Raw genomic sequence first — 23,316 nt, forward strand, 5'->3', positions numbered from 1 at the left:
GAATATTTCCCCTCATTCGCCCTATATTGATATGGGTTAAACACCCCATAAAATTGAATAAGAGAGAACAATAATGAAGAAACAACCCAATAAATTTCTTGCCCCGATTGTGATTGCAGGGGTGACCATTGGATTTTTAGCCAGTGCGTACAAATTTGTCTTTGCGAAACCTGAACCTGTTAAAAAAGAAGTGACAGAATCTAAACGTGATCAACAAAATGATCAGGATGTTACACCATCTCCATAAATAATTATTTTAGAATTGGCATATTTTATGCCATTTAAATAATGAATAAATTTCTTAATATATAAAGGCTTATTTATATTATTGTCATATTTATTCACTAATATTTCATAGATCAGGAAGATCAAAAAAATGGGGAAATTACTGATGCTTAAATTAATTGAAAACTTAAAAAGAATATCTACAATTCAAAACTTAGATGCGATGCCGGAAGAAGTCATCAAGTTGAATCATACGATTGAGCGTTTAAACAGTGCGAAAAATATTCATTTATTTCGCACTGATTATTTAGAGTGATGATTGAACAGAGTCTAGCTAGATAGATTCAGTCATACTTTTAGATTAAAAGTATTATACAAACTGCGATGCGGCATGTGCAGACGCCCATGCCCATTGGAAGTTATAGCCACCTAAATGACCTGAAACATCCAAGATTTCACCGACAAAGAACAAGCCTTTTTGCTTCTTACTTTCCATGGTTTTTGATGAAACTTCTGTGGTATCGACACCACCTAAAGTTACTTCAGCCGTACGATAGCCTTCAGTTCCAGAGGGTTTTACATCAAAGCCGTTCAAACGCGACGCAATCAATTCTAATTTTTCATCGCTAATATTACCAATTGCGGTATCGGCTTGGTCTAACCAAATTAAGTTTTGTAATTCGAGTACCACACTTTTAGGTAAAAGCTCTGTTAATAAGGTACGTAACAATACTTTAGGTTGGCTTTTCTTTTTATTGATCAAGAAGTCTTTTAAATCGATGCTCGGTAAAAAATCAATTTTGAAACTTTGTCCTACATCCCAATAATTAGACAGTTGTAATGAACTTGGTCCACTCAAACCACGGTGTGTAAATAATAATGCTTCGGTAAAACTATTGAGGTCATTGGACAGCGTTGCTTCTACAGCATTACCACTTAAACGTGTCGTAACCTCTTTAAATCCGTCAGAGAACGTGAAGGGAACGAGACCTGCTCGGGTAGGAAAAATATGATGACCATATTGTTTCGCGATCTCATAACCGATGGCTGAGCCACCTAACGTTGGAATCGATAAACCACCAGAGGCAATCACCACTGATTCTGCCTGAAAATGACCAATATTGGTTGCGACTTGGAAGCCTTGAGGGTCAAGCGCTGTAACCGCTTTGACTTCACAACTGGTTTTAATATCTACTAAGCCAGCTTTTTCACATTCGGCTAAAAGCATGGCTAAAATTTCTTTTGCGCCATTTAAAGTAAACAACTGACCATGTTTACGTTCTTCGTATTCGATACCGTATTCACAGACCATGCCGATAAAATCCCAATTGGTATAACGGCTGAGTGCCGAAATGACAAAATGAGGATTATGAGTCACGTAGTTTTCAGGCTCGACGTAGAGGTTGGTAAAATTACATTTACCACCGCCAGACATCAGAATTTTTTTACCGACTTTATTGGCTTTTTCCATGACCAACACTTTACGACCACGTTGCGCTGCCATATATGCCGTCATTAAACCTGATGCACCTGCACCAATCACAATGACATCATATTGATTGAAAGACATACTGACTCGCCGTGGGAATTAAGGACGCAGGATTATACTCTTTTTCCACTGCTTGTTTTATACTTTGGTCATAATCAACAATGAATAAGTGTCAATAATAATGCAAAATATTCATCAACCCGATCAACAACAAAATTTAAAGCAATTTAATCTGATTAGTTATGGTCTCTATTTCGCAAGTTATGTACTGGGTATTACTTGGCTAGCCGCAATCATCATGAACTATGTGAAACGTGATGAAGTGCGTGGCACATGGTTAGAGAGTCATGTGGAATGGCAGATTAAAACCTTTTGGTTGAGTTTGGCAGGTTATGTGATCGGTTTTATTACTACGTTTATTTTAATCGGCTTCGTTATTCTTTTGATCACATTCATTTGGAATATGTATCGCTTAATTGTGGGTTTAATTGCACTGACTGAAAACCGTCCTGTGGGATAATTATCAATCGGTTCTTTGATCATTTATCAAGCATCGGTATGTATTTAGTAAGTGCATGTTAAAACTGTGCATAACGGCAGAAGTTGTAGATTTTGTTAGAGCTCTAACTAACATTTTTGCCTTGTAAACCCCCAGTATGAATCAATAAAATGCGTTGATTCGCTTTAAACTTGGCTTGTTTAATCCATTGAAACACGCCATAAAGCATCTTGGCAGTGTAAACCTGTTCCAGTGGAATCTGATACTGTTGCTCAAACCATGTCATGAATTCAAGCAATAAAGGCGTGGTTTTAGCATATCCACCACAACAAAACTCATCGGTAATATACCAATTGGACTTCTGTGTTTTTTGGCGGACTTCTTCTGTTAAAAAATCACCTTTCAAGGCAGAGAAGCCAATTACTTTCTGATGGGAATGACTGGCTTCGATTAAGCCCGTCATGGTTCCACCTGTTCCAACAGCACAACAAATCACATCAAAATGAAGTTGATCTTGTTCAGTCAGAATTTCTTTACAACCTTGAATCGCCAATTGATTCGTTCCACCTTCAGGAATGACATAGTGAGATGGAAAGTGTTGGGACAGCGTTTTTAGGAACTCAGGTTGATCTTTCTCACGATAGGCGGTTCGGCTGATAAAGTGTAGTTGCATACCAAGTGCTTGTGCTGTAGCCAAAGTTGGGTTTAAGGGGTGATCTTTCAGTTCTTCACCGCGAATGATGCCAACACTGTTAAAGCCAAACTGATGTGCTGCAAAAGCTGTTGCTGCGATATGATTAGAGTAAGCACCACCAAAGGTCAGTACACTTTTAAAGCCATGTTGTTGAGCTTCTTGAAAATTATATTTGAGCTTAAAAAACTTATTACCCGAAATCTGCGGATGAATCTGATCTAGACGTTTGATAGTGAGAGGCACACCTAAATATTCAATGTGTTGCTCATTTACTGTTTGGGCGATTTCATCAAACATTTTATTCTCTAAAGGCAGGTCGATAAGACGAGATAAGATTTGATCATGAAAAGTATTGGACTGATCATTTCAATTTTAACGTGTAATGTCTCGGAATAATACGAGCTCAAAATCAATATGGTTTTTCTTTAAAGCGTTATAAAAACTGTGTCGGCACTTCAAATTTGTTAGTATTACTCAAAATAACTGATCTAAAAATAATATGCTTTTTCGTCCTTTTACACTTTTTTTCAGCGCTTTTATCTGCTGTTTATTCATCTCAGGTTGTTCTGAACAGCATCCACAAAATCAAGCTGAGTCTGCTGAGGAGTTAAAGCGAGCCAAAGATAAGCAGCAGCACGCTCAGTATCAGCAACAGTTTGAACAATGGAAACTTACTCAAGATCCGCAACTCATTGCTGAATATGAAAAGTTCTTTCAATCTAAAGTAAAACAAGTCCCGACTTTATATGAGCTGACACTCAATTCGCATCCTTTAAAAGCCGAATGTCAGCAGCATCGATTTAGTTTGCCACCTAAAAAATTATGGTCGAATTTAATTACGCCATTACAGTTGATTGAACATTTACAAGGCGATGGATATTTTGCCCATTATAAAATCGTGTCGGTGTATCGAAGTCGAGAAGCGAATAGTTGTGTGCATGGTGCGAAAGCCAGTAAGCATTTGAGTAATTTTGCAGTCGATTTTCAAACTTTGGATGAGCATCGAAAGCCTTATGCTAATCATGATGAAATCGATCAAAAGCTTTGTCAGTTTTGGCATCAGCAAGGCAAAAAACATCGCCTTGGTTTGGGCTTATATAGTAAACAACGCTTCCATATTGATACTCAAGGCTATCGTACATGGGGAATTGGTTTTAAGTCGGTCTCTTCACCTTGTTTGAAAGCTAGAAAGAGTTGATCGAGACATAGGCGAATGTAAGGGAGTGAACGAAGCAGGAGGGATCAAAGAGGGTAACTATAAAAGTGTTTATTTTTTATTCGAGCATGTTAATCTGAATACATAAAGCACATCAGGAGAGTGCCATGATCAATAAAAATAAAATCCTATTTTTGATGCTTAGTTTGTCATTATTTGGCTGTGATGCTATGCAACAAGCCGATGATCGCAACATTGAGGCGCGCACGATGATTATCGGTGGCGTTCCTGTACATGATAAAGATTATAAATTAGCAAATACTCATCTATCACTGAACAATCAATCATTGAACGAAGTTCAGGTTAATTCAACACCTTGAGTTTCTAAGAGAGCCCACTTTTTAATTTTCATATATCGTAGAACTGAGAAAAATAGAAACTCATTAAAGAATAGGGTGGGCATATTGTCAGTACGTGGTCGTGAAAAGTACCTTGTAAAAGATAACAGATGCAGGGTGCGACGTCAGCGTTGTAAACTTTTGAAGTAGACGTTTTACTTCTGCAATCGTTTGTTGAATTAAAGCCTTACAAACGAATAAAAGGCTGTGTACTCGCCCAATATGCCCGAACTGGTGAGAAAAATATCTCTAAATCTAGGAATCTATACTAATTCAACTTGCCAATTGGATGCTTGAATTTCCAAGTTGTTCTTTCGAAGTTGCTGACTGATTGCATCAGCTTGCTTTTGTAAGTCTGCAACTGAAATGGTTTTGACCCAACGAATTTCACTTGAACTATAACGACCATTTTCACGTCGGGAACTATCAATCGCTTGTTGTAAGACACGATGTTGTTGAGTCAACATATCTCGTTGATTGAGAACAGCCAGTAGGGGATTTCCTTCAATAGATTTTGCTTGAGCGTTGGTCAAATGAATACGCTGAATCAGTTGATGCAGTTCTTGATTGACTGAAAATGCTTCCTGAATCAATGCATTGGCATCTTCGCTGGCTTGGTCACCTTCTTGAATTAACACATTATTATTAATGCGCTGCTGTAGGGAAGCCAGTTTGGTTTGAAGGTCACTTCGTAGCAGTAAAGCTTCGGCTAATTTCATATTTGTTCTAATCTAAAAGTTTTAATCAAAAAGTTCTAATCAAAAAAATGATGTCATTCATGGATCATGCATTGAATTCCAAGGTGATTCAATGGATTTGCAGTGAATTATTCGGTGAAATTGTAAAAATGAATTGAAATATAGCAAGATATTCAATTTTTAAATCGGTAGAATTGCCAGAATCAAATTGGGTTATGGTGTCGCGGTGGAATCATTTTGGATTTTAGGATCAATTGCATTTGCACTGATGTTAGGTGCGATGAGTCCTGGGCCGACCTCTATTTATGTGGCTAAAAATTCAATTGCGATTTCGCGTAAGCATGGTTTATATACCGCATTCGGTACAGGGACTGGTGCTGCGATCTTTGGACTGCTTGCTGTATTGGGCTTACAAGCTTTATTACTTGCTGTGCCATCGGCTTATTTGGCATTGAAAATCTGTGGTGGTTTATACTTATTGTGGCTTGCTTATAAAATTATTAAACATGCCAAAGAGCCGATTGAAGCGGATCAATCTGTATCATCGCAAATGTCGTTGCGTCGGGCATTCACCACAGGCTTAATCACGCAGTTGGCAAATCCCAAAATTGCGATTGTCTTAGCCAGTATATTTACGGCTTTGTTACCGAAAGAAATTCCGACTTATTATTACTTTGTATTGCCATTGCTCTGTTTCTTTATTGATGCTGGCTGGTGTTCATTGGTTGCTGTAGCATTGTCTGCTGAAAAACCACGCCGTGTGTATTTAAAGTTTAAAGCAGTATTTGATCGTGCTGCGGGTGTGGTCATGACTGTGCTTGGCTTAAAGCTGATCTTTGGTATGAAATAGGTGTAATGAAATAAACACTTTTAAAATCAGTAACATCAAACAAGTATTTTCAAATTTGAATAAAATGAAATAAGACGAGCCGGCTTCAAATCATTGATACTGGCTTTTATAATATAAGAATAAGCATTCCAATTTTATAAAATTTAGATGAATTTAAAACTCTGAACCTGCGGAAAATTGTCCTACAAAAACTTGGGTATGACCCTTAATCACATTTTCAAGTCCTGATCAGCCATAAACTTCACATCTACATATAAGTAGTCTGTAATGATCTCACTCTCCCTGAGCAATACATGCATTCACTTTTAAGTAGTACGCCACGAAATTACACCATACAACAGAAAGTAAAATATCGTCTTGGTCAAGTGGGTACCAAGCTCCTTGGTGCGGTTTCACCCGATGCGCAAGCTGAACTTCCACGTGATTATAATTTCGATGCGCATGTATTCCATTCACAATTTGCGAGTACGCATTACGGCATCATGATTCCTGATTTGCCTGAGCCGTACCGTTATTTGTCATATGCTTCTGTGATTGGAGATGTGGGCGCCAAAATCACCAAAGTGTCGCCTAAACTCACCAGTTTAGCGCCTGAAAATACCGCAACTTTAGTACATGGTACAGCGCTGTCGGAAACAAAAGATGCCTATAAAATTTATGATATTGAGCATCAATTAAAGTTCCAGCAATCGCCATTTCGTATCGAATTTGCTGAAGATTCTTCTTTGTATGAGGAAGATGGCAATTATCACCTTGTCTCCAATATGGCAGACTTAAAAGCTGATCTGACTCTTACGCCAACGGATGCACTGACATGGTTCGCGCATAGTTCGTTGTATCAACATTTTAGTGTGTTGATGAAGTATTCGGGTACGCTGACGCAGCACGGTAAAACCATTGAAATATCGGGTTTGTGTACGCTTGAGCATTGGAAAGCCATTTCTGTTTCGATGCTGCCTAAACAGCTTTTAACGCATAATTTGACCTTGCCATTATCGTCTTTTAGTTATCAGGTGATTAACTTGAATGCTGAAGAGCAGTTGGTTTTGGCATTTATTAGTTTTGCGGGTGAGCCGGCATATACTGCGGTGTCGTACCGCCATGTGGATGGTACTTCGATTCAGTATGATCAGGCTCATTTTGAAGTGATTGCTTTAAAGACTGATCCTTTGATGACACCTGATGGTCATGCCATGGAAGTTCCACAGTCGTTTCGTTGGGTAGCACATCATGAGGGTGAAAAAGTTTTAGATCTGATTGCTGTGGTGGATACGCCGTATTGTTATGGTTTGGCAGCGGGTTATGTCACCAGTTATCAATGGACAGGGGAGTTTAAAGGTCGAAAAGCTGAGGGAAGAGGGTATTTGGAGTTTATTGATCGGAGGTGAAATATAACCCTACTTAATATACAAAAATAACGGATTTTTTCTAGTAATTGATATGATTCTTAAAATTGATTATGAATGATAGTGAAATCAAATTATTGGTTTCCGTGAATTGGTCAAGAATAAATTGAGAGTTGAGTTTCCAATCAATTATTGAGCGTTCTAAGATTTCACTTAAGGGAGGTATAAGTTATCAAATTATTTTACGATAAATAGCAGTTTAAAATACAAAAATATGGTGTTTTTCACTTAAACTGGCATTCTCCTCATTTGAGCCGAATGGTCTTTTTTACGCATAGAATTTATGATTAATTTTAATCTTTTGTATATGAAAAATAATCATAATAATTTATCGGGGAATTATTAAAATGGGAGTTTTAATTCTAATTACTTTCTGTATCATTATTTATCTTGTCGTTTGTTTTCTTTTTTATAAACTTATTTTTAAAGTATATCGCCACGTTATCTATCATCTAAAAATTCTTATCAATGAACATCAGATCAATTTAAAAGCTTCACTAATGATGCGAAATGTCCTTTCCTTTATTGTAATTTCGATTTTTATTTTTGATGTTGGTAATGTACAAGGAGACGTAGGTTTCGGTTTTTTTCTATTACCTCTTATATTATTTTTAGCTCCTTTTTTTTGTATTGTATTAATTTTATTATATAATTTAATTTTTCATATATTGTTGTATTGTTTGATAATTAAATTTAGTAGCATAAAATTTTATAAGATATATTTTCTATTATCAGTAATTTCAATTTTATTTTTTCAATTCATTTGGTGGAAATGGTTTTATAGTGAAATTTCTTTATCAAGAAGAGTCACTGTATGGAATATCGTGACAATTTTTTTTCCGCTAATACCAATGTTAGGATTGTTACTTAAACACTCTGGCAAACTTATTAAATAATTTTAAAAGCCCTTGCAATGTAAGGCTTTTTTTTGATCTTAAATTATAAATCTTAAGACACTTTATCACCTGGTTTAGCACCAGATTCAGGGGAAATCACAAAAAATTCGCCTATCATTCTTTTAATGAATTTGATATCAGATTCAAAGCTTTTTTCCATTCAATCCAAGTACAAACTAAACAAACAGGAAGTATAAGTACAAATTCAACATATAAAAAAAACTTTAATCCTGCACCTGCTGCTAAATCTAAAATTAAGATTATTGGCGACCACATTAAGCCTAGCATCAAGCCGTATAAAGTTGCACGATAGAAACTAGCTGAACCAATTCTAACTGCATAAAAATGTTCGAATAATAACTTACTAACAAGCGCAGGGAGTAATCCTATAAAATATCCCAAAGGTAAGATAAATACGAATGCTAAAAGCATGGGAAAAATAATATGTGGAGTGATTAATCCATGTAAAAAGCGATTTGGGTCATCAAGAAATATAAGTAAATGAAATGAGAGCGTAAAAAGTAAAGTTCCAAGCAGTGAACCAATTGCGGTGAATGCTGAATTATCATGGATAAAATTTTTTAAAAGCTTCATATAGTTTTTATTGATTGAATTTTTAAGTGTTATAGCATAAAAAAGCCCCTACATCAGTAGAGGCTTTTTTGATCTAAGATTTTTAAACCTTAAGACACTTTATCACCCGGTTTAGCACCAGATTCAGGTGAAATCACCCAAACACCTTCGCCATTACCCGCAGCTAAAACCATACCATTTGAGATCCCAAAACGCATTTTACGTGGAGCAAGGTTCGCTACCATTACTACCAATTTGCCTTTAAGGTCTTCAGGCTGATAGAACTCACGAATACCGCTAAACACGTTGCGTGGCTCAGCTTCACCGACATTTAAAGTGAGTTGAAGAAGTTTGTCAGAACCTTCAACCGTAGCAGCCTCTAATACTTCCGCGACACGAAGGTCAACTTTCATAAAGTCTTCGATACCGATAGTGCTTGTGTTAAGAGCGGCTTCGCCGACTTTAGGTTCAGGTTTCTTTTCTACCTTTTTCTCTTTCTTCTTCTCAACTTTTACAGGTTCAGCAGCAGCTAAAGAATCTTTAGAAGCATCCACCATCGCAGCAACAGCTTTAGGGTCAACACGTTGCATTAACGGTTGGAACAATGCAATTTCATGACCAATAAGAATCGTTTCACGAGAAGCGAAATCGAAAGATGCTAACTGCAAGAAGTCTTGAACTTGCCCTGCAAGTGTAGGCAATACAGGTGCAAGGTAAATTGCCAATTGACGGAACAAGTTAATACCAACTGAACATACGTCATGAACTTGTTGATCTTCACCTTCAATCTTAGCAAGTGCCCAAGGCTTCTTCTCATCAATATATTGATTCGCTTTATCGGCTAAGGACATGATCTCACGAATCGCAGCAGAGAACTCACGAGCTTCGTATTGAGCAGCGATAGAAGCACCTGCATCAATAAAGCTTTGAACCAATTCAGGCTCTGCACAAGTTGCACTTAACTTGTTGTCAAACTTGGTGTTAATGAATTTTGCACAACGGCTGGCGATGTTCACGACTTTACCAACCAAATCAGAATTCACTTTTTGAACGAAATCATCAAGATTCAAATCAGAATCTTCAACTTTATCAGATAATTTAGAAGCGAAGTAATAACGTAAATATTCAGGATTTAAATGTTCTAAATACGTTTCAGCTTTAATGAACGTACCACGAGATTTAGACATTTTCTGACCATTTACAGTCAAGAAACCATTTACGAATAAACCAGATGGTGTACGGTAGTTTGCACCTTCAAGCATTGCAGGCCAGAACAGCGCATGGAAGTAAACAATGTCTTTACCAATGAAGTGATACACCTCATTTTGAGAATCTTTTTTCCAGAAATCATCAAAGCTCAATTCAGGACGTTTGGTTTTGATGTAATTTTCAAAACTCGACATATAGCCAATTGGCGCATCGACCCAAACGTAGAAGTATTTGTTTGGCGCATCTGGAATTTCAAAACCGAAATACGGGGCATCACGTGAGATGTCCCAATCATTTAAACCTGCTTCAAACCATTCATCTAATTTGTTGGCAATCGAAACAGGCAGGCGACCTTCGTCACGAGTCCACTTTTGTAAGTATTCACCAAAATTTGGCAATTTAAAGAAGTAGTGATCTGAAGATTTCTCTACAGGTGCAGCACCGCTTAAGGTTGATTTTGGATTCAACAATTCAGTGGCATTGTAAGTAGCACCACAGACTTCACATGAGTCGCCGTATTGATCTTCAGCTTTACATTTCGGGCATGTGCCTTTAATGAAACGATCCGACAAAAACATGCTTTTTTCAGGATCAAATAACTGAGTAACAGGACGAACAGCAATGTTTCCAGCTTCACGGTTTTTGATATAAATTTCTTGAGAGCGCGCTTTGTTGGTATCGCTGTTGGTTGAGTCATAATGGTCAAAATGCACACCGAAACCATCAAAATCACGCATATGTTCTTTTTGAACATTGGCAATTTGAGCTTCAGGTGTAATGCCATTTGCTTCAGCACGTAGCATGATCGCTGTACCGTGAGCATCATCCGCGCAGACATAAGTCACATCATGACCCATTGCACGCATGGCACGAACCCAAATATCTGCTTGGATATAACCGAGTAAGTGACCCATATGGATTGGACCATTGGCGTAAGGAAGGGCGTTAGTGACTAAGATATTACGCACGGATATAACTCTCTCATTCGTATTTTAAGCAAGGTGAATGATTTTACATGACTTGCATGTCAGATGCACAACGGAATAAGTGAATTCTGTTTAAAAGTAGATTTTTATATATTCAAATTGCAATTACAGCGATAATGACGCCTTAATATGATGTGAAAGTATTCTGAAGGGTTTTAAGCATGATCGACAGCCATAATGATCGTTATAACGATTTTGAAGATGATGACTTTGAAGATGATCAGTTTGATCGTGAGATTACACGCATTCCTCAGCGTACACCCAATAAAGTGCTTGGCAAAAGCATTTTAGAACAAGCCAATCAATACTGGCAGGAAATCGGTGAAGCAGAACATACTCTACTGATCCAAAGTTTAAGAGCCTTAGCGACTCAAGAATCTTATTTTGATGTCCTTGCAGATCAATTAGATCAACCTGTTGATGCTAAGATTGCCAATGATGCTTTGAACCTGATGCACTTTTGGACGCTCATTCAAAAGAACGAAGCCAATCCTGAACAGTTTAAATTATTGGATTTGATCAACACTGAATATTTCCAAACTGAGCTTTTACAAGCCTTTGATGAGCTTGAAGTTGGTGATTTAAAAGCACAGCGCCGTGAGATTCTACAAGAAGCATTTAAACTGTATCAACTTGAATGCTACGCAGGTTGTATCCCTGTGATTTATGCGCAGTTGGAAGGTTTATTGACTGATGTGTTGATTGCGCAAGGTTACTTAAAACAAAGCCAAACCAAGTTTGTCGATGTTTATAAAATCGTACCGGGTTTAAAAGGGCATGAGATTAAAAGCTTGTGGCATAAAGCCAAGATTGCGACTGAACTAAATCGTTATTTTGCTGAGCTCGCACCGTATAAAATGGACAGCAGTTCGACGGTGACCATGTCTCGTCATAATATGTTGCATGGAACAGATGTTGCTCATTTTAATCAAGAACGCAGTTTTATTTTGTTTATTTGGTTATTTGCAGCGATTAGCTTTATGAGTACGATTCGGGCTTAACACCATTGTGATTCATTAAAATAAAGCGGTTTATTTTTCTTCTAAAATAAGCTGCTTTATTTTTATTGCTTTCTCAAAATGATCCAATCGATGTGTTTTGATCCACCACGTTGCAACTTGCATTAAACTTTCCGGATCATCATTTTTGTTGGCAAAAAATGCATAAAAAGACAAGCCAACCTTTTCACCTTTCTGTCTGATTTTATCTTCACAAATTTGAATTATCTTTTGTTTTAACTTCGCAGCAAGTTGAGTTGTTTGGGTATGTGACATGGTTTTATTTCTAATGTTTATCTAGGTTCTTAAAATTAACTTTAACATTTGTAAGCAAAAAATACTGCGCAACAGCATGTAGTCAGTTTGTTGCAAAATGATGCTAAAACCATGCAAGTGAATGAAACCCTGTATAAATAATTGTTAGACAATTTACATGTTAATCCAATTATCAATCCAATCAGAGGTGCCAACATGAGCAACAATAAAAATGTAGAGCAGTTAAAAGACAAAGCAGCTGATTTAGGTACAGACATTAAACATCAGGTCAAAGAGGCACAGTTGAGCGGTGAAAAGACGTTGGATGATCTGAAGCATTCTGCTAAGGAAGTCAAACTTGAAGCTGAAAAGAAATTAGATGATCTCAAGCAAGATGTACGAGATGCGAAGAATGATGCAAATCAAGACACCTCTAAAACCGAGACAGGTAGTGCCACTGAGCAAGCCAAAGACAAATTTACGGACGTCAAAAAAAATGCTCAAGAAAAATTTGAGCATTTAAAAACTGAAGCAAGCCATAAATTGGATGAAGCAAAAGTAAAAGCCAGTGAGCTGAAACATGATGCAAGCCTAAAGTTTGATGAACTCAAAGTTCAGGCAACTGAAAAATTTGATGAATTAAAGAAAAAAGCCAATGAAACCTTGTCTAAATTTAAAAAGGACGATCAGGCTCAGACGGATAATCAGTCTGCACAAGGAAGCACTTCAGATAATGCAACAAATGACGATAAAAAAGTTTAAGTCATTTTAAATGAATTTAATTGTGGCGTGTGTTGTGTTGAGTGTTGATTAATGGATCACCTTCAACAGCAATGACCTAGAAAATTATGTAAAAAAAGAGTGCCAAAAGGCACTCTTTTTTTATTATCAAATTATTGATAGACCAATATTTTTTATTGTAGATAGGACTTCATTTCGATTTTTCTAATTTGTTCTTTAACCACAGTCACCGTATAGACATTGTCACCAATGTTATAGTCATATTGCATCGCATACACTGTATTCGAGCCATCTTGCCAAGGTGTGCTTCGCATGGCTGAAGGAGATTGACCTGTACGGCTCATCAACTGCGCTAAACTATCGCCCAGTGCTACGGTTTGATTGCTTGTTGTCTTAAAGCTAGACGTTTCGACTTTAGCAAAGGTCGAAAAAGAAAATAGTCCAGCAACCAACAAAATCAGTATTGATTTCATGCTAATTCCTGAAAAAAAAGTGTTTGGAATTTCATTATATGCATATATTGTGAAATAAAACACACTTTGTCTGTGCGGTAATATTTAAAATCGGGGTTTATGCCATTCATTAGGGTGCGAAAAACAAACAATTAAATGAGTCTTTTATTCATTATTTTTATTTCAAAAATAAATTAAATCTGACTTTATTACTCGGAATTCAATTTTCTACAGGATTTGAACGATAACGAGGCTTAAACTTAGGGACATTTGCAGTTACACTAAGGTATTCAGCTGTATGTCCTGTTCGGAGCAAATATATGTCGTGGCTTTCTTCACTTAAATCGGTTTTTTCACCTGCTCAGGAGGTGAAGGAAGAAGAAATCCAAGCGATTTTGCAGCGATACATCCTTCCAAATTCAAACAATCCTTTAAAAGATCGCATCAGCCAAGTCAATATTGAAGGTCGTGTGCTCCAAATCACGATCAATACATTCAAGTCAGAAGCAGAGCATTTACAAAAAATTCATGATGATCTTGCAGATGCACTTGAGCCATGTGGTATTCAAGAGTTGAATATGCATGTGATCCAACAAAAACATGAACAGGGTGAGTCTGGTGGTTGTGGGCACAATCATGCAGCAGGTGAAAGCTGTTCAACCAAGCCGTCAACTGCATCATCAAATACAGCAAAACCGAATTTACCGCCTGTGATTGATGCCTCTGCTCAAACTCAGCCTAAAGTTGACACACCATCAACCGTTGAAATGTCACCTAAAGCTGAACCACAGAATGATGACGTAGATCCAAATAACCCACCGATTCAAAAAGCGGCTCCACAGCAACGTGATGTTCCAAAACATCCACGTATTCAAAATGTCGTATTGATCTCATCTGGTAAAGGTGGGGTAGGTAAATCGACAACAACAGTGAACATTGCACTTGCACTACAGCAAATGGGATTAAAGGTCGGCGTACTTGATGCAGACATTTATGGTCCAAGTATTCCGACTATGTTAGGCAATGCAGGCCGTACGCCAATGATCGAATCTGAGCATTTTGTACCCTTAGATGCTTATGGCATGGCTGTGCTTTCTATTGGACATTTAACGGGTGATCATAATACGCCAGTTGCATGGCGTGGACCGAAAGCAACAGGTGCTTTGATGCAGTTGTTTAACCAAACTTTATGGCCAGATTTAGATGTACTGTTAATTGATATGCCACCTGGTACAGGGGATATTCAATTGACCTTGGCACAACGAATTCCTGTGACAGGTGCTGTGATTGTTACAACACCTCAAAATGTCGCATTGATGGATGCGACCAAAGGCATCGCACTGTTCAATAAAGTCGGTATTCCAGTCATGGGTGTGATTGAAAATATGTCGACTCACATTTGTTCAAACTGTGGGCATGAAGAACAAATTTTCGGCACAGGTGGTGGTGATCAATTGGCGGAGCAATATGATATTCCGCTATTGGGTCGTTTGCCTTTAAATTCGAGTATTCGTGAAAATGCGGATATTGGTAAGCCTTCAGTGATTGCAGGAGACAGCGCAGCGCAGGCTTATTTTGAAATCGCTGAAAAAATTGCAAACCAACTACCTAAAGCTGAAAAGAAAGAAAATCGTATTTTTTAAGTGCTTGAAGACTTAGATTTGTAGATTTTTTTTTCAAAAAAATGACTCTTTTAATGATGGAAGCCTGACCGTTGTCGGGCTTTTCTGATTTTGAGTCTCCGAAATCTTATAAATATTGATGATTATAAAATATGCAAAATTGTGATTATTTACTCTAATTTTAATCACTAGAATAAAACCTCTCCCAAAAGATCATTTAAAGGTTTATTCGATATGCGTACTTTAAAAGCAATCATTGTTGCATTGAGTTTTACTTCAATCACGGCTTCAGCTGCGATTATTAATAATGTTGAATTTCCTGAAGCTTTTGTTCAAGTGAAAGAAAAGACAGTTCAAGCCGAAGCTAATGAAGTCACTGCATCTGCGAACACTTCAAAATAAGCTACCAAATACATGACTCTAATACACAATTAATCATTCAATATTTATATTTAAAAGAGAGCTTTAGCTCTCTTTTTTAACTCTTTTAAACTGTTAAGAAAATGAAGTTATCTATGAAGTGGTGACTGTATTTACGCATTAAAATGTGAGTAAATATTAATAAAAGCCATAAAATGACTATGCAGTAAAAATATGATAAAAGCTCAACTTATTGAAAATATTTAATTTAAATTGGGGCTGTCTCAAAGTTATTTCTATTTACAATTATTTTTTTGCAACTATAAAAAAACAGGATTAATCTGCAATCGCTCAAGAGTGAGTTTATTGTATGATTTCATGGCTTTTTATTGGTTTAGTGGTAACGATCCTTTTCACACCAGGACCAACAAACACACTTCTTGCATCTTCTGGGATTCAAGTTGGTGTCAGGAAATCATTTCGTCTCATTCCTGCTGAAGCCATTGGCTATCTGATCTCGATTACATTTTGGGGCTTTCTCATTGGAAAAGTCTCAACACACATGCCCTTATTACCGACCATTCTTAAACTCTTCAGTGCAGGTTATATTTTATATCTTTCGATTAAGTTATGGCGTACCGCAGGGGCGGATGAAAATTTTATTCATCCATGTATTCGCGCACGTGAATTATTCTTAGCGACGTTGTTAAATCCAAAAGCATTGCTATTCGCATCGGCAATTTTTCCTACCGTCGCTTGGACGGATGTACATGTGTATGTGCCACACATGCTGGTTTTTCTGATTTTGATTGTACCCATTGCGTTTAGTTGGACGGTAATCGGATCATTTTTAGCCTCCAATAAAATCAGCTGGCTTAATCAGAAAAATATGCAAAAAACAGCATCATTGATTCTCATGAGTTTCTCTATTCCCCTGAGTTATTCAGCACTGATGAGCCTTTAGAATATTCAATGACTCTCCAATGATTCTCTAACGATTATTCAATGATATTGTTAAGTGCATTGCTCTAAGCTGTTATGAAAAGCAAAGGATGCTGATCAGTGCTTTGTTATTTCCATTACGGCTGAATTCAGTTAAAGTACCACGCAGTAATTGAAATCAGTTTTTTGGGAAATATTAAATGGCTATTAAGTCTGATCGTTGGATTCGCGAAATGAGCGAAAATCACGGCATGATTGAACCGTATGCAGAAAACCAAGTTCGCTTAGATGAGAATGGTCAAAAACTCATTTCTTATGGCGTATCAAGCTATGGTTATGATGTACGTTGTGCACGTGAATTTAAAGTATTTACCAATGTTCATTCAGTTATTGTTGATCCAAAAAACTTTGATGACAAAAGCTTTATCGATATTGAAGCGGATGTGTGCATTATCCCACCCAACTCATTTGCTCTAGCGCGTACTGTTGAATACTTCCGTATTCCACGTAATGTGTTGACGGTATGTTTGGGTAAATCAACCTATGCACGTTGCGGTATTATCGTTAACGTGACGCCACTTGAGCCTGAGTGGGAAGGTCATGTCACTTTAGAATTCTCAAATACGACCAACTTGCCTGCACGTATTTACGCGGGTGAAGGTGTAGCACAAATGTTATTCTTCGAATCTGATGAAGTGTGTGAAACATCGTATAAAGACCGTGGTGGTAAATACCAAGGTCAAACTGGCGTAACCCTTCCAAAAACATAAAATGAGTTGCTTCTTCTGAACTCTTTAAAAGCAAACGATCTCGTTTGCTTTTTTTATTTGCAGCAATTTATAAAGTTTTGACTCAAACGCATTAACAAAAAACAATCTAGATTAAATCTTTTTGAATCTCTTCTGCCTTATAAGTTTTTATTATTCCTCAATAAATTAATCAATAATCACTTATCGGAAAAAGTGTGTTTTGTGACGCATTATTTTGCATAAAGTATTCAAGTTCGATAATATGAAGTGTGATGCGTTAAGTTAATCAAATATTTTGAGAAATAAGGATTTTTCTTAAAAATTCAAAAAATTAGCAATTTAAAATCCAAAAATAAAAATATGGTGCGGAGCATCGTATAAAAAGGAAGGTCAAGATGACTACACTCAATTATACGTTTCATTTCAATAAGACAATTTTATTGTCTTTGATGACTTTGTGCATCTCACCAATGAGCTTCGCACTTCAACCACTTTCAGATGAAACTTTAAGCTCGACTACTGGTGAGGGGATTGCACTCGTACCACAAGATGCTTATTTCGTATTTCAAGGTGAGAATTCAACTGCTAACGACCTCACTGATCGATCTAAAGACACCGGTTATATTCATGTAATTCCTGTTGGACCCTTAACCAATGCAGCACTTGATACCAATAAAGACAATGTTGTGGATGCGAAAGATCATTCGGTAGGGAAAGCTGATTTATTTGTTTATGGTTTAGCATTATCAAAATCTGATGGGAACCACAATTCACGTTTAGCAAATTCTGATGCTGCTGCTCGTATCGGCTCATGGGGAACAGCAACCAACCCTTGGATTTTAAAAGTTGAAACTGAAAATCAAGTTCCTAATTTTGATCCTAACAATAAGTGTGTAGCAAGTGATCCAAAATGTCAGGTGCCATATTTGACATTAGAAGCGCCTTTGTTTAATACGGCTATTCCGACAAATGTGGCGGATGGTGCAGATGCATATAAACTCAAAATGGGCTTATGGGCAGATGCTTTTGTATTGGATCCGAGTAAAAGAGAAGGGGATGCATCACTCTATAAATTAGGTGCAACCAACCAAACGGTTGAAGGGCGTGCAAATAGATTACGTCTACAAGCCATTTGGAATGATTTCACGATTAATGGTAGTCGCTTACAAGTATTTCAAACATTAAATGGTGCGACAAACGCCAATGGTATGAGTGCTTTTTATAATAATACGTTGGGTATCGCAGGTTTGGTACGCTTAAATAGTGGTGATGCCGCAAACTTAAGAACAACCAATTTAAACGATAAAGTATTACGTCTGAGTACGAGAGAAACCACAAATACGAATTTATTAGATAGCCCAGCAGTGAATGGAACTTCGGCTCCTATTTTTGATGCAAATGAAGGACTATTTATTCATAACCTGAATGCAAACTTGGTATTAGGTTCATTGTACCAACCATTGATCTTGGGTTCTGATGGTGCAAACTTTAGTTTAGAGCTTACACGTATTCCAAATAAAGAAGACATCTACCGCAAAATTTATACCGATTATGACAATCCGAATTCAACTGTATATCAGGGCTCAACCTGTAATGTCTATAAATGTGGTAACAATGGGCTGACTGGATATCAAGGGAATAATGCAACTCACAGTAGCATTACCATTGGTTCAACGGTTTATGATGCATCTAAAAATACGTTGACTGCATATAAAGGTGCGGATGCTGTTGGTGTTTCATTTGGTGCAATGCGCCCAGTCGCACAAAGCTCAGGTGTGACAGCGCCTCCAGCTAATTTTAAAAATATGGGTTCAGCCGTGATTGATGGTGTTTTGATCCAACATCTTAAAATCACCACCAAAGGACTATAAGGAGAACACTATGAAATTCTTATCAACTCTTCTTATAGCAACGATGGTCTGTACTCAAAGTTTTGCGTTAGAAGTATTGAGTGACAATGCATTGCAAGAAGTAGAAGGGCAGGCTGGTGCTGATTTGTCTCTGAAACTTTCATTGAATCAAAAAATGGTTGATGGAAAATATGTCTTTGATAATGGTGCTGGAGCAGTTTGTGAAAAAGTTGAATATTGCCGATTAGCTGTCGCTGTAAATAATCGTTATGTAGATGCAAATGGTCAGGCGAGTAGTACTGGTGGTCAGAAATTATGGCTGGTGATGAAAGGGATTCAAGGAACCATTAATATTCAAAAAATTGGTCTCGATGGTATGGATTTAACGTATAAGTCAGATAATGGGGCAGATAAGATTAAAGCTGCAATGCAGTTGAGCTTTGATCCTAAATCACCGATTCAAATCCGAAACTTTGGTTTTGATGCCTTAGCTTTTGGTAAAGATACCTTCGTTTCTTCTGCAACCAGTGATGGTGATAGTGCAAATCCCGCAGATCATGGTTATTTACAAGTCTCTCGTTATGACTCGTCAAATGCACCAAAATCAGCATACGATCATGGTCGTGAAAAAGGTTTTATGGGTGTGCGTATGAATGGAAATTTAGCGCTACAAGGTAAGATTATGATGTTTGGTTGTGATGCTAGTCATCCACGTTGTTAATTGCCAGTCAGCCAACAGGGAATAGTGATGAATAATAAAATCGTGATTAAAAATAATAAGCAAAATCACAGAAAGATTTTAATGCTAAACACTTTAGCGACCAGCATGTTGCTTGTTTCAGGTCAGTTATATGCACTTGAAGTGATGCAAGATGATGCTTTAAGAGCTGTTGATGGTCAGGATGGTGTACAAATTTCAACGACTTTAGCAGAAGCGAATATTGATCAACTATATTGGGCGGATGATGCTGGTCGAGGTAGTTTGAATGCCAACGGTACGACACTCAGGGCAACTGCGGATCAAGTTAAAATACGTCAAAGTAATGCCTCGTCTGCACCTTTGGGTGCGGATATCAAAATCAATGCAGGTAGTAATGGGAATAAGGTTGGTCTTGATTTAGCAGTCAGTGCTTCACCTGCTTTAATTACAGTGGATTCTTTCCGTATTTGTGAAGGTGCAACGTCTGCTAGTTGTACGCCTGCCATTGGTAATCTTGCGATTCAAACAGGTTCTAATATTGACCTTAAGTTAAGAACTGTTGATGGGCTATTTAGTAAAGAAAATCTCAGTGAAATGTCAATGGGCCTTAAGAATGCCAACATTTATTTGGGGCAAACGGATGTGAATTCTAAGCTGAATCAAATGATTCTTAAAAACTTCAACTTTAACTTTGAGGGTAAAGGTTCGATTTTTGTTGATTCAGCTGAAGGTTTGAGAATGCAGACCAACACACGCAATGGTGCTGTAGATCACTATGCAAGTTTGACCAGCACCCCTAATGAAAATTTAGGTTATGTCGACTTAAATCGTGTTGCTGATCCAGCCTCATCGAATGCAGGATTTAAAAATACAGGGACGTATGCGTCCAATGGGGTAACCACAAGTTCAGGTTTGAACTTAGAAATTATGCTGAATAAGGAAGCCAATAGTCAAAATCCTTATGCAATTGATGCTGCCACGAATAGCCCACAAGGAGCAAAAGGGTTAATTCGTGTAGGTGCGAGTGGCCGAATGGTGAACTCATCACTCGAGTTTCGTGGCCTAAAAGGTCAAAATAATGATGTCTTAGGTAACGCCGTTCGTACCGATGGTAGTCAAGGTGGTAACAATATCGGCAATTCTGGTATTGGCTTTCGCATGAAAGCAGAGTTCACCAATGACAATGACTCAATGCTGGCTGGAGATGCATCAAAAGCGACTAAGCTAGAAATTGGTGGAGCAGGATTAAATGCTTACGGATTTGAATTTAGTAATTTAACAGGTTTATTACCTGGGACTCGTGCGTCTTTTGACAGTGGCAATGTCTATATCAATTTGGTGGATACCAAGTTTCTATCGATTCCTGTAAATGATGTATTTCAAACCAGCCGCTTTGGTAATGGTAATTTTCTAACAAATGCTGACGATTATAGACAGTATGTGCACAATGCGATAAGTACAACCAATCCATATAGTGTAGCGGTTGCAATACGTGGAGCAGAATTCCAATCCTTAGCACGTCGTGGACGTTTCACCACAAGTGCTGGTGTCGATGATGTCAATTTATTTTCAAATAATGGTTTAAACAATGAATGGGGATTGGCACTTCCGTTCTATAACTTAAATGCAAATTTGGCGCTTTACGGTACAAAAGTCAAAGCAGATCAGGCGTTTTATTACACTTTGTCAGGTTCTAATGTAGTGAAAAACCTAGTGAGTAATGCGGGCGAAACTGCACGATTAGGTTTGTCGATTGCAATGAGCACGCAAGGCGTAAGTCAAGGTAAAGGCGATAAAACAACATCAATTCTTTTAATTGATGGCGGGAAAGTCGGTCAAACCAATACCACAACTGATTACTATATGGGGTTGCGAAATATCGATACGTTACTCAAAGGCGCTGGTCATTTGGGTGTTGAAAATGGCAGTCTGAACATCAGTTTAAAAGATATGTTGATCGTGATGTCCGCAGAAGTGGCTGCAGGATATTTACCGGGTACGACGTATAGAACATGTAAGTTAAGTAGCTCAGCAACAGGGTGCGCAACGCAAAGCGCATCTTCGATGAATAATTTTTCACTTCCAGATGATGTGCTCTTCGGCTTAAAGCTACGCTTAGGCGGAGATATTGATTTTTCATTACTTCCTAACAGCTCAATTGCTGATGGCAGTCGTTTATCTGTTGTGGGGGAGCTTGATTTGAAAGGCAATAACAATACTGTTCAGATTAGCGACCCACAAAATGGTTCAACACTCGGTTTAGATAGAATTACAGGTAAAGTTGCATTTAATAACGCAATTGTAGTGACGAAGGAACAGGCGAGTGGAAATGCAAAAGTCGGTTTTCATGCGAATTTACTGCTGAATCCACAACAAACCACTTCCGGTGTTTTTAGAGCAAGAGATATTAATTTCTATCCGCCTAGTACAGGTCCGGGTGCGCGTTTAGGCGAGCTCGCTATTACAGGTGGTCGTATCTCAAGTGAATTTAATATCGTGCCACGAAATTAAGAGATAGGGATATTGGTAATGAATAAAAATAAAATATATGTCCTAACTATGTTACTCATGCCACTGAATCAAGTGATGGCATTAGAACCCTTAGATGATCAAACCTTATCTACCACTACAGGACAAGATGGCATTAATGTTGGTATTACACTTCCTAAAGTCGATATTGGACAGGTTGCATTGTTTGATAAGGATGGCATCGGATCTAAGATTTTAAATCAAGATTATAATCAGGCTGCATCGCTGACGATGGCGGGCACTTCAAGTGCTCCGATGTCGATTAACTTTGTAGGAGCAAATAACTCTCCGACGATCAAGGCGGTGGTGGATACCGATGCTGGAAATGGTCAGGCATTTGCTAATATTGGTTTAGGCTTTGGAAGTCAGATCACAGGGCTTAAAATGAGTCCTTTTGCTGTCTACTTATCCAATACTAACGCTACAACGGGTTTGGGAAAATCTAAGGATGTATTTACGGCTACTGGTGCATTAAATACAGGTGTTTCTAAATTTGTAGAAATTGGAAGTGCATCAAATCATTTTGAAATTAATTTTGTGCAAGGCAACTCACCCAGTGTAAATATTCAACTGGGTAATGTGCCACAAAGCCAAATGATTAAATTCAGTGGAGCAATTCAATCAATTTGTGGTACTGGTACAGGCTGCCCAATTGCAGTGATCTCTGGTGATACTTCTGCAAAGTTCGATTTCCAAGTGAAAGGAAATACAGCTGCTGGAATTAGCCTTAATGGCTTTTATGCAGGTGTAGAGCCTACAGGTTTTGTCTTTGGTAATACAGGTGCTTCATCTAAAATGGATGTCACACTCAACAATGTCATGCTGGGTAATGATGCAGCAATTTCACCCGCAATATTTAATGGCTTACCTAATGGTTCAATGGGAAGCTTTGGTGCGGTTGGTGCTAGTGTAAAAGACCTGAAAGTCAGTATTCGTGGTCTTTAACATTACTTTTAGGATATTGAGAAATAAAATATAGAAATATAAAAAATCCCGCACTTGGCGGGATTTTTTTATATCTAAAATCTAGTGAGTAGAT

The 23,316-nt window shown here is 37.7% G+C and carries 23 protein-coding genes and 1 pseudogene; 17 read left to right on the forward strand and 7 right to left on the reverse strand.

Annotated elements, in window-relative coordinates:
* Window positions 1–73: 73 nt before the first annotated feature.
* On the forward strand, window positions 74–247 hold the full coding sequence (locus AC5YDM_RS02890; RefSeq protein WP_496150641.1) for a hypothetical protein: 174 nt from the start codon (window positions 74–76) through the stop codon (window positions 245–247).
* A gap of 144 nt (window positions 248–391) precedes the next feature.
* Window positions 392–541, forward strand: coding sequence for a hypothetical protein (locus AC5YDM_RS02895; RefSeq protein ID WP_496150642.1), 150 nt, complete (start codon window positions 392–394; stop codon window positions 539–541).
* Window positions 542–595: 54 nt separating this feature from the next.
* Here the strand turns inward: AC5YDM_RS02895 and AC5YDM_RS02900 are convergent, their stop codons facing one another.
* Window positions 596–1,795, reverse strand: a complete 1,200-nt coding sequence (locus AC5YDM_RS02900; protein ID WP_496150643.1) for a BaiN/RdsA family NAD(P)/FAD-dependent oxidoreductase — start codon at window positions 1,793–1,795, stop codon at window positions 596–598.
* A gap of 100 nt (window positions 1,796–1,895) precedes the next feature.
* Between AC5YDM_RS02900 and AC5YDM_RS02905 the strand changes: the two genes are divergently transcribed.
* Window positions 1,896–2,234, forward strand: a complete 339-nt coding sequence (locus AC5YDM_RS02905) for a DUF4870 family protein (protein ID WP_496150644.1) — start codon at window positions 1,896–1,898, stop codon at window positions 2,232–2,234.
* A gap of 103 nt (window positions 2,235–2,337) precedes the next feature.
* Here AC5YDM_RS02905 and AC5YDM_RS02910 read toward each other — a convergent pair whose 3' ends face one another.
* A complete protein-coding gene (locus tag AC5YDM_RS02910; RefSeq protein ID WP_496150645.1) occupies window positions 2,338–3,204 on the reverse strand; it encodes a 1-aminocyclopropane-1-carboxylate deaminase/D-cysteine desulfhydrase in 867 nt (288 codons plus the stop codon).
* A 202-nt stretch (window positions 3,205–3,406) separates the two neighbouring features.
* Between AC5YDM_RS02910 and AC5YDM_RS02915 the strand changes: the two genes are divergently transcribed.
* Window positions 3,407–4,105, forward strand: a complete 699-nt coding sequence (locus AC5YDM_RS02915; RefSeq protein WP_496150646.1) for a D-Ala-D-Ala carboxypeptidase family metallohydrolase — start codon at window positions 3,407–3,409, stop codon at window positions 4,103–4,105.
* A 125-nt stretch (window positions 4,106–4,230) separates the two neighbouring features.
* Window positions 4,231–4,443, forward strand: coding sequence for an NF038215 family lipoprotein (locus AC5YDM_RS02920; protein ID WP_496150647.1), 213 nt, complete (start codon window positions 4,231–4,233; stop codon window positions 4,441–4,443).
* A 281-nt stretch (window positions 4,444–4,724) separates the two neighbouring features.
* Here the strand turns inward: AC5YDM_RS02920 and AC5YDM_RS02925 are convergent, their stop codons facing one another.
* The gene (locus tag AC5YDM_RS02925) at window positions 4,725–5,180 is read right to left on the reverse strand and encodes a DIP1984 family protein (protein ID WP_496150648.1); all 456 of its coding nucleotides are present in this window, start codon (window positions 5,178–5,180) and stop codon (window positions 4,725–4,727) included.
* Window positions 5,181–5,385: 205 nt separating this feature from the next.
* On the opposite strand from AC5YDM_RS02925, the gene AC5YDM_RS02930 reads away from it, so the two are divergent.
* Complete coding sequence (locus AC5YDM_RS02930; protein ID WP_496150649.1) at window positions 5,386–6,009, forward strand: LysE family translocator; 624 nt, start codon at window positions 5,386–5,388, stop codon at window positions 6,007–6,009.
* Between the two features lie 293 nt (window positions 6,010–6,302).
* Complete coding sequence (locus AC5YDM_RS02935) at window positions 6,303–7,397, forward strand: DUF6670 family protein (protein WP_496150650.1); 1,095 nt, start codon at window positions 6,303–6,305, stop codon at window positions 7,395–7,397.
* 1,028 nt (window positions 7,398–8,425) lie between these two features.
* Here the strand turns inward: AC5YDM_RS02935 and AC5YDM_RS02940 are convergent.
* Both AC5YDM_RS02940 and metG read right to left on the reverse strand, forming a co-directional pair.
* Entirely contained in the window at window positions 8,426–8,905 is a 480-nt protein-coding gene (locus tag AC5YDM_RS02940; protein ID WP_496150651.1) for a hypothetical protein, read from the reverse strand.
* Between the two features lie 89 nt (window positions 8,906–8,994).
* The gene (gene metG, locus AC5YDM_RS02945) at window positions 8,995–11,061 is read right to left on the reverse strand and encodes a methionine--tRNA ligase (RefSeq protein WP_496150652.1); all 2,067 of its coding nucleotides are present in this window, start codon (window positions 11,059–11,061) and stop codon (window positions 8,995–8,997) included.
* 179 nt (window positions 11,062–11,240) lie between these two features.
* On the opposite strand from metG, the gene AC5YDM_RS02950 reads away from it, so the two are divergent.
* Complete coding sequence (locus AC5YDM_RS02950; RefSeq protein WP_496150653.1) at window positions 11,241–12,080, forward strand: hypothetical protein; 840 nt, start codon at window positions 11,241–11,243, stop codon at window positions 12,078–12,080.
* Window positions 12,081–12,110: 30 nt separating this feature from the next.
* On the opposite strand, the gene AC5YDM_RS02955 is transcribed toward AC5YDM_RS02950, so the two are convergent.
* Window positions 12,111–12,353: a DUF6500 family protein gene (locus tag AC5YDM_RS02955; protein ID WP_496150654.1), complete on the reverse strand. Its 243-nt coding sequence runs from the start codon at window positions 12,351–12,353 to the stop codon at window positions 12,111–12,113.
* A gap of 195 nt (window positions 12,354–12,548) precedes the next feature.
* On the opposite strand from AC5YDM_RS02955, the gene AC5YDM_RS02960 reads away from it, so the two are divergent.
* A complete protein-coding gene (locus AC5YDM_RS02960) occupies window positions 12,549–13,094 on the forward strand; it encodes a hypothetical protein (RefSeq protein ID WP_496150655.1) in 546 nt (181 codons plus the stop codon).
* A 152-nt stretch (window positions 13,095–13,246) separates the two neighbouring features.
* Here the strand turns inward: AC5YDM_RS02960 and AC5YDM_RS02965 are convergent, their stop codons facing one another.
* Complete coding sequence (locus AC5YDM_RS02965) at window positions 13,247–13,546, reverse strand: hypothetical protein (RefSeq protein ID WP_496150656.1); 300 nt, start codon at window positions 13,544–13,546, stop codon at window positions 13,247–13,249.
* 299 nt (window positions 13,547–13,845) lie between these two features.
* On the opposite strand from AC5YDM_RS02965, the gene apbC reads away from it, so the two are divergent.
* The 8 genes and pseudogenes from apbC to AC5YDM_RS03005 all read left to right on the forward strand — a co-directional run bounded on the left by apbC (window position 13,846) and on the right by AC5YDM_RS03005 (window position 23,222).
* Window positions 13,846–15,168: an iron-sulfur cluster carrier protein ApbC gene (gene apbC, locus AC5YDM_RS02970; RefSeq protein ID WP_496150657.1), complete on the forward strand. Its 1,323-nt coding sequence runs from the start codon at window positions 13,846–13,848 to the stop codon at window positions 15,166–15,168.
* A 213-nt stretch (window positions 15,169–15,381) separates the two neighbouring features.
* On the forward strand, window positions 15,382–15,549 hold the full coding sequence (locus tag AC5YDM_RS02975) for a hypothetical protein (RefSeq protein ID WP_496150658.1): 168 nt from the start codon (window positions 15,382–15,384) through the stop codon (window positions 15,547–15,549).
* A 328-nt stretch (window positions 15,550–15,877) separates the two neighbouring features.
* Window positions 15,878–16,471, forward strand: coding sequence for a LysE family translocator (locus AC5YDM_RS02980; RefSeq protein WP_496150659.1), 594 nt, complete (start codon window positions 15,878–15,880; stop codon window positions 16,469–16,471).
* A 178-nt stretch (window positions 16,472–16,649) separates the two neighbouring features.
* Window positions 16,650–17,219, forward strand: coding sequence for a dCTP deaminase (dcd, locus tag AC5YDM_RS02985; RefSeq protein WP_496150660.1), 570 nt, complete (start codon window positions 16,650–16,652; stop codon window positions 17,217–17,219).
* Between the two features lie 374 nt (window positions 17,220–17,593).
* Window positions 17,594–18,949 (forward strand): annotated as a pseudogene (locus AC5YDM_RS02990) (hypothetical protein); the annotation flags it as partial.
* A 130-nt stretch (window positions 18,950–19,079) separates the two neighbouring features.
* Window positions 19,080–19,769 carry a hypothetical protein gene (locus AC5YDM_RS02995; protein ID WP_496150661.1) on the forward strand — a complete coding sequence of 230 codons (690 nt, stop codon included), beginning with the start codon at window positions 19,080–19,082 and terminating at the stop codon, window positions 19,767–19,769.
* A 27-nt stretch (window positions 19,770–19,796) separates the two neighbouring features.
* Window positions 19,797–22,259, forward strand: coding sequence for a DUF6160 family protein (locus AC5YDM_RS03000; RefSeq protein WP_496150662.1), 2,463 nt, complete (start codon window positions 19,797–19,799; stop codon window positions 22,257–22,259).
* A gap of 18 nt (window positions 22,260–22,277) precedes the next feature.
* Window positions 22,278–23,222 carry a DUF6160 family protein gene (locus AC5YDM_RS03005; protein WP_496150663.1) on the forward strand — a complete coding sequence of 315 codons (945 nt, stop codon included), beginning with the start codon at window positions 22,278–22,280 and terminating at the stop codon, window positions 23,220–23,222.
* Window positions 23,223–23,316: the final 94 nt, after the last annotated feature.

Source organism: Acinetobacter sp. CY81 (assembly GCF_059515925.1).

What these genes read in the sequence shown, in the direction of transcription:
- AC5YDM_RS02890 (WP_496150641.1), top strand. Translation starts at nt 74, where the DNA reads ATGAAGAAACAACCCAATAAATTTCTTGCCCCGATTGTGATTGCAGGG.
- AC5YDM_RS02895 (WP_496150642.1), top strand. Translation starts at nt 392, where the DNA reads ATGCTTAAATTAATTGAAAACTTAAAAAGAATATCTACAATTCAAAAC.
- AC5YDM_RS02900 (WP_496150643.1), bottom strand. Translation starts at nt 1,795, where the DNA reads ATGTCTTTCAATCAATATGATGTCATTGTGATTGGTGCAGGTGCATCA.
- AC5YDM_RS02905 (WP_496150644.1), top strand. Translation starts at nt 1,896, where the DNA reads ATGCAAAATATTCATCAACCCGATCAACAACAAAATTTAAAGCAATTT.
- AC5YDM_RS02910 (WP_496150645.1), bottom strand. Translation starts at nt 3,204, where the DNA reads ATGTTTGATGAAATCGCCCAAACAGTAAATGAGCAACACATTGAATAT.
- AC5YDM_RS02915 (WP_496150646.1), top strand. Translation starts at nt 3,407, where the DNA reads ATGCTTTTTCGTCCTTTTACACTTTTTTTCAGCGCTTTTATCTGCTGT.
- AC5YDM_RS02920 (WP_496150647.1), top strand. Translation starts at nt 4,231, where the DNA reads ATGATCAATAAAAATAAAATCCTATTTTTGATGCTTAGTTTGTCATTA.
- AC5YDM_RS02925 (WP_496150648.1), bottom strand. Translation starts at nt 5,180, where the DNA reads ATGAAATTAGCCGAAGCTTTACTGCTACGAAGTGACCTTCAAACCAAA.
- AC5YDM_RS02935 (WP_496150650.1), top strand. Translation starts at nt 6,303, where the DNA reads ATGCATTCACTTTTAAGTAGTACGCCACGAAATTACACCATACAACAG.
- AC5YDM_RS02940 (WP_496150651.1), bottom strand. Translation starts at nt 8,905, where the DNA reads ATGAAGCTTTTAAAAAATTTTATCCATGATAATTCAGCATTCACCGCA.
- AC5YDM_RS02950 (WP_496150653.1), top strand. Translation starts at nt 11,241, where the DNA reads ATGATCGACAGCCATAATGATCGTTATAACGATTTTGAAGATGATGAC.
- AC5YDM_RS02955 (WP_496150654.1), bottom strand. Translation starts at nt 12,353, where the DNA reads ATGTCACATACCCAAACAACTCAACTTGCTGCGAAGTTAAAACAAAAG.
- AC5YDM_RS02960 (WP_496150655.1), top strand. Translation starts at nt 12,549, where the DNA reads ATGAGCAACAATAAAAATGTAGAGCAGTTAAAAGACAAAGCAGCTGAT.
- AC5YDM_RS02965 (WP_496150656.1), bottom strand. Translation starts at nt 13,546, where the DNA reads ATGAAATCAATACTGATTTTGTTGGTTGCTGGACTATTTTCTTTTTCG.
- apbC (WP_496150657.1), top strand. Translation starts at nt 13,846, where the DNA reads ATGTCGTGGCTTTCTTCACTTAAATCGGTTTTTTCACCTGCTCAGGAG.
- AC5YDM_RS02975 (WP_496150658.1), top strand. Translation starts at nt 15,382, where the DNA reads ATGCGTACTTTAAAAGCAATCATTGTTGCATTGAGTTTTACTTCAATC.
- AC5YDM_RS02980 (WP_496150659.1), top strand. Translation starts at nt 15,878, where the DNA reads ATGATTTCATGGCTTTTTATTGGTTTAGTGGTAACGATCCTTTTCACA.
- dcd (WP_496150660.1), top strand. Translation starts at nt 16,650, where the DNA reads ATGGCTATTAAGTCTGATCGTTGGATTCGCGAAATGAGCGAAAATCAC.
- AC5YDM_RS02995 (WP_496150661.1), top strand. Translation starts at nt 19,080, where the DNA reads ATGAAATTCTTATCAACTCTTCTTATAGCAACGATGGTCTGTACTCAA.
- AC5YDM_RS03000 (WP_496150662.1), top strand. Translation starts at nt 19,797, where the DNA reads ATGAATAATAAAATCGTGATTAAAAATAATAAGCAAAATCACAGAAAG.
- AC5YDM_RS03005 (WP_496150663.1), top strand. Translation starts at nt 22,278, where the DNA reads ATGAATAAAAATAAAATATATGTCCTAACTATGTTACTCATGCCACTG.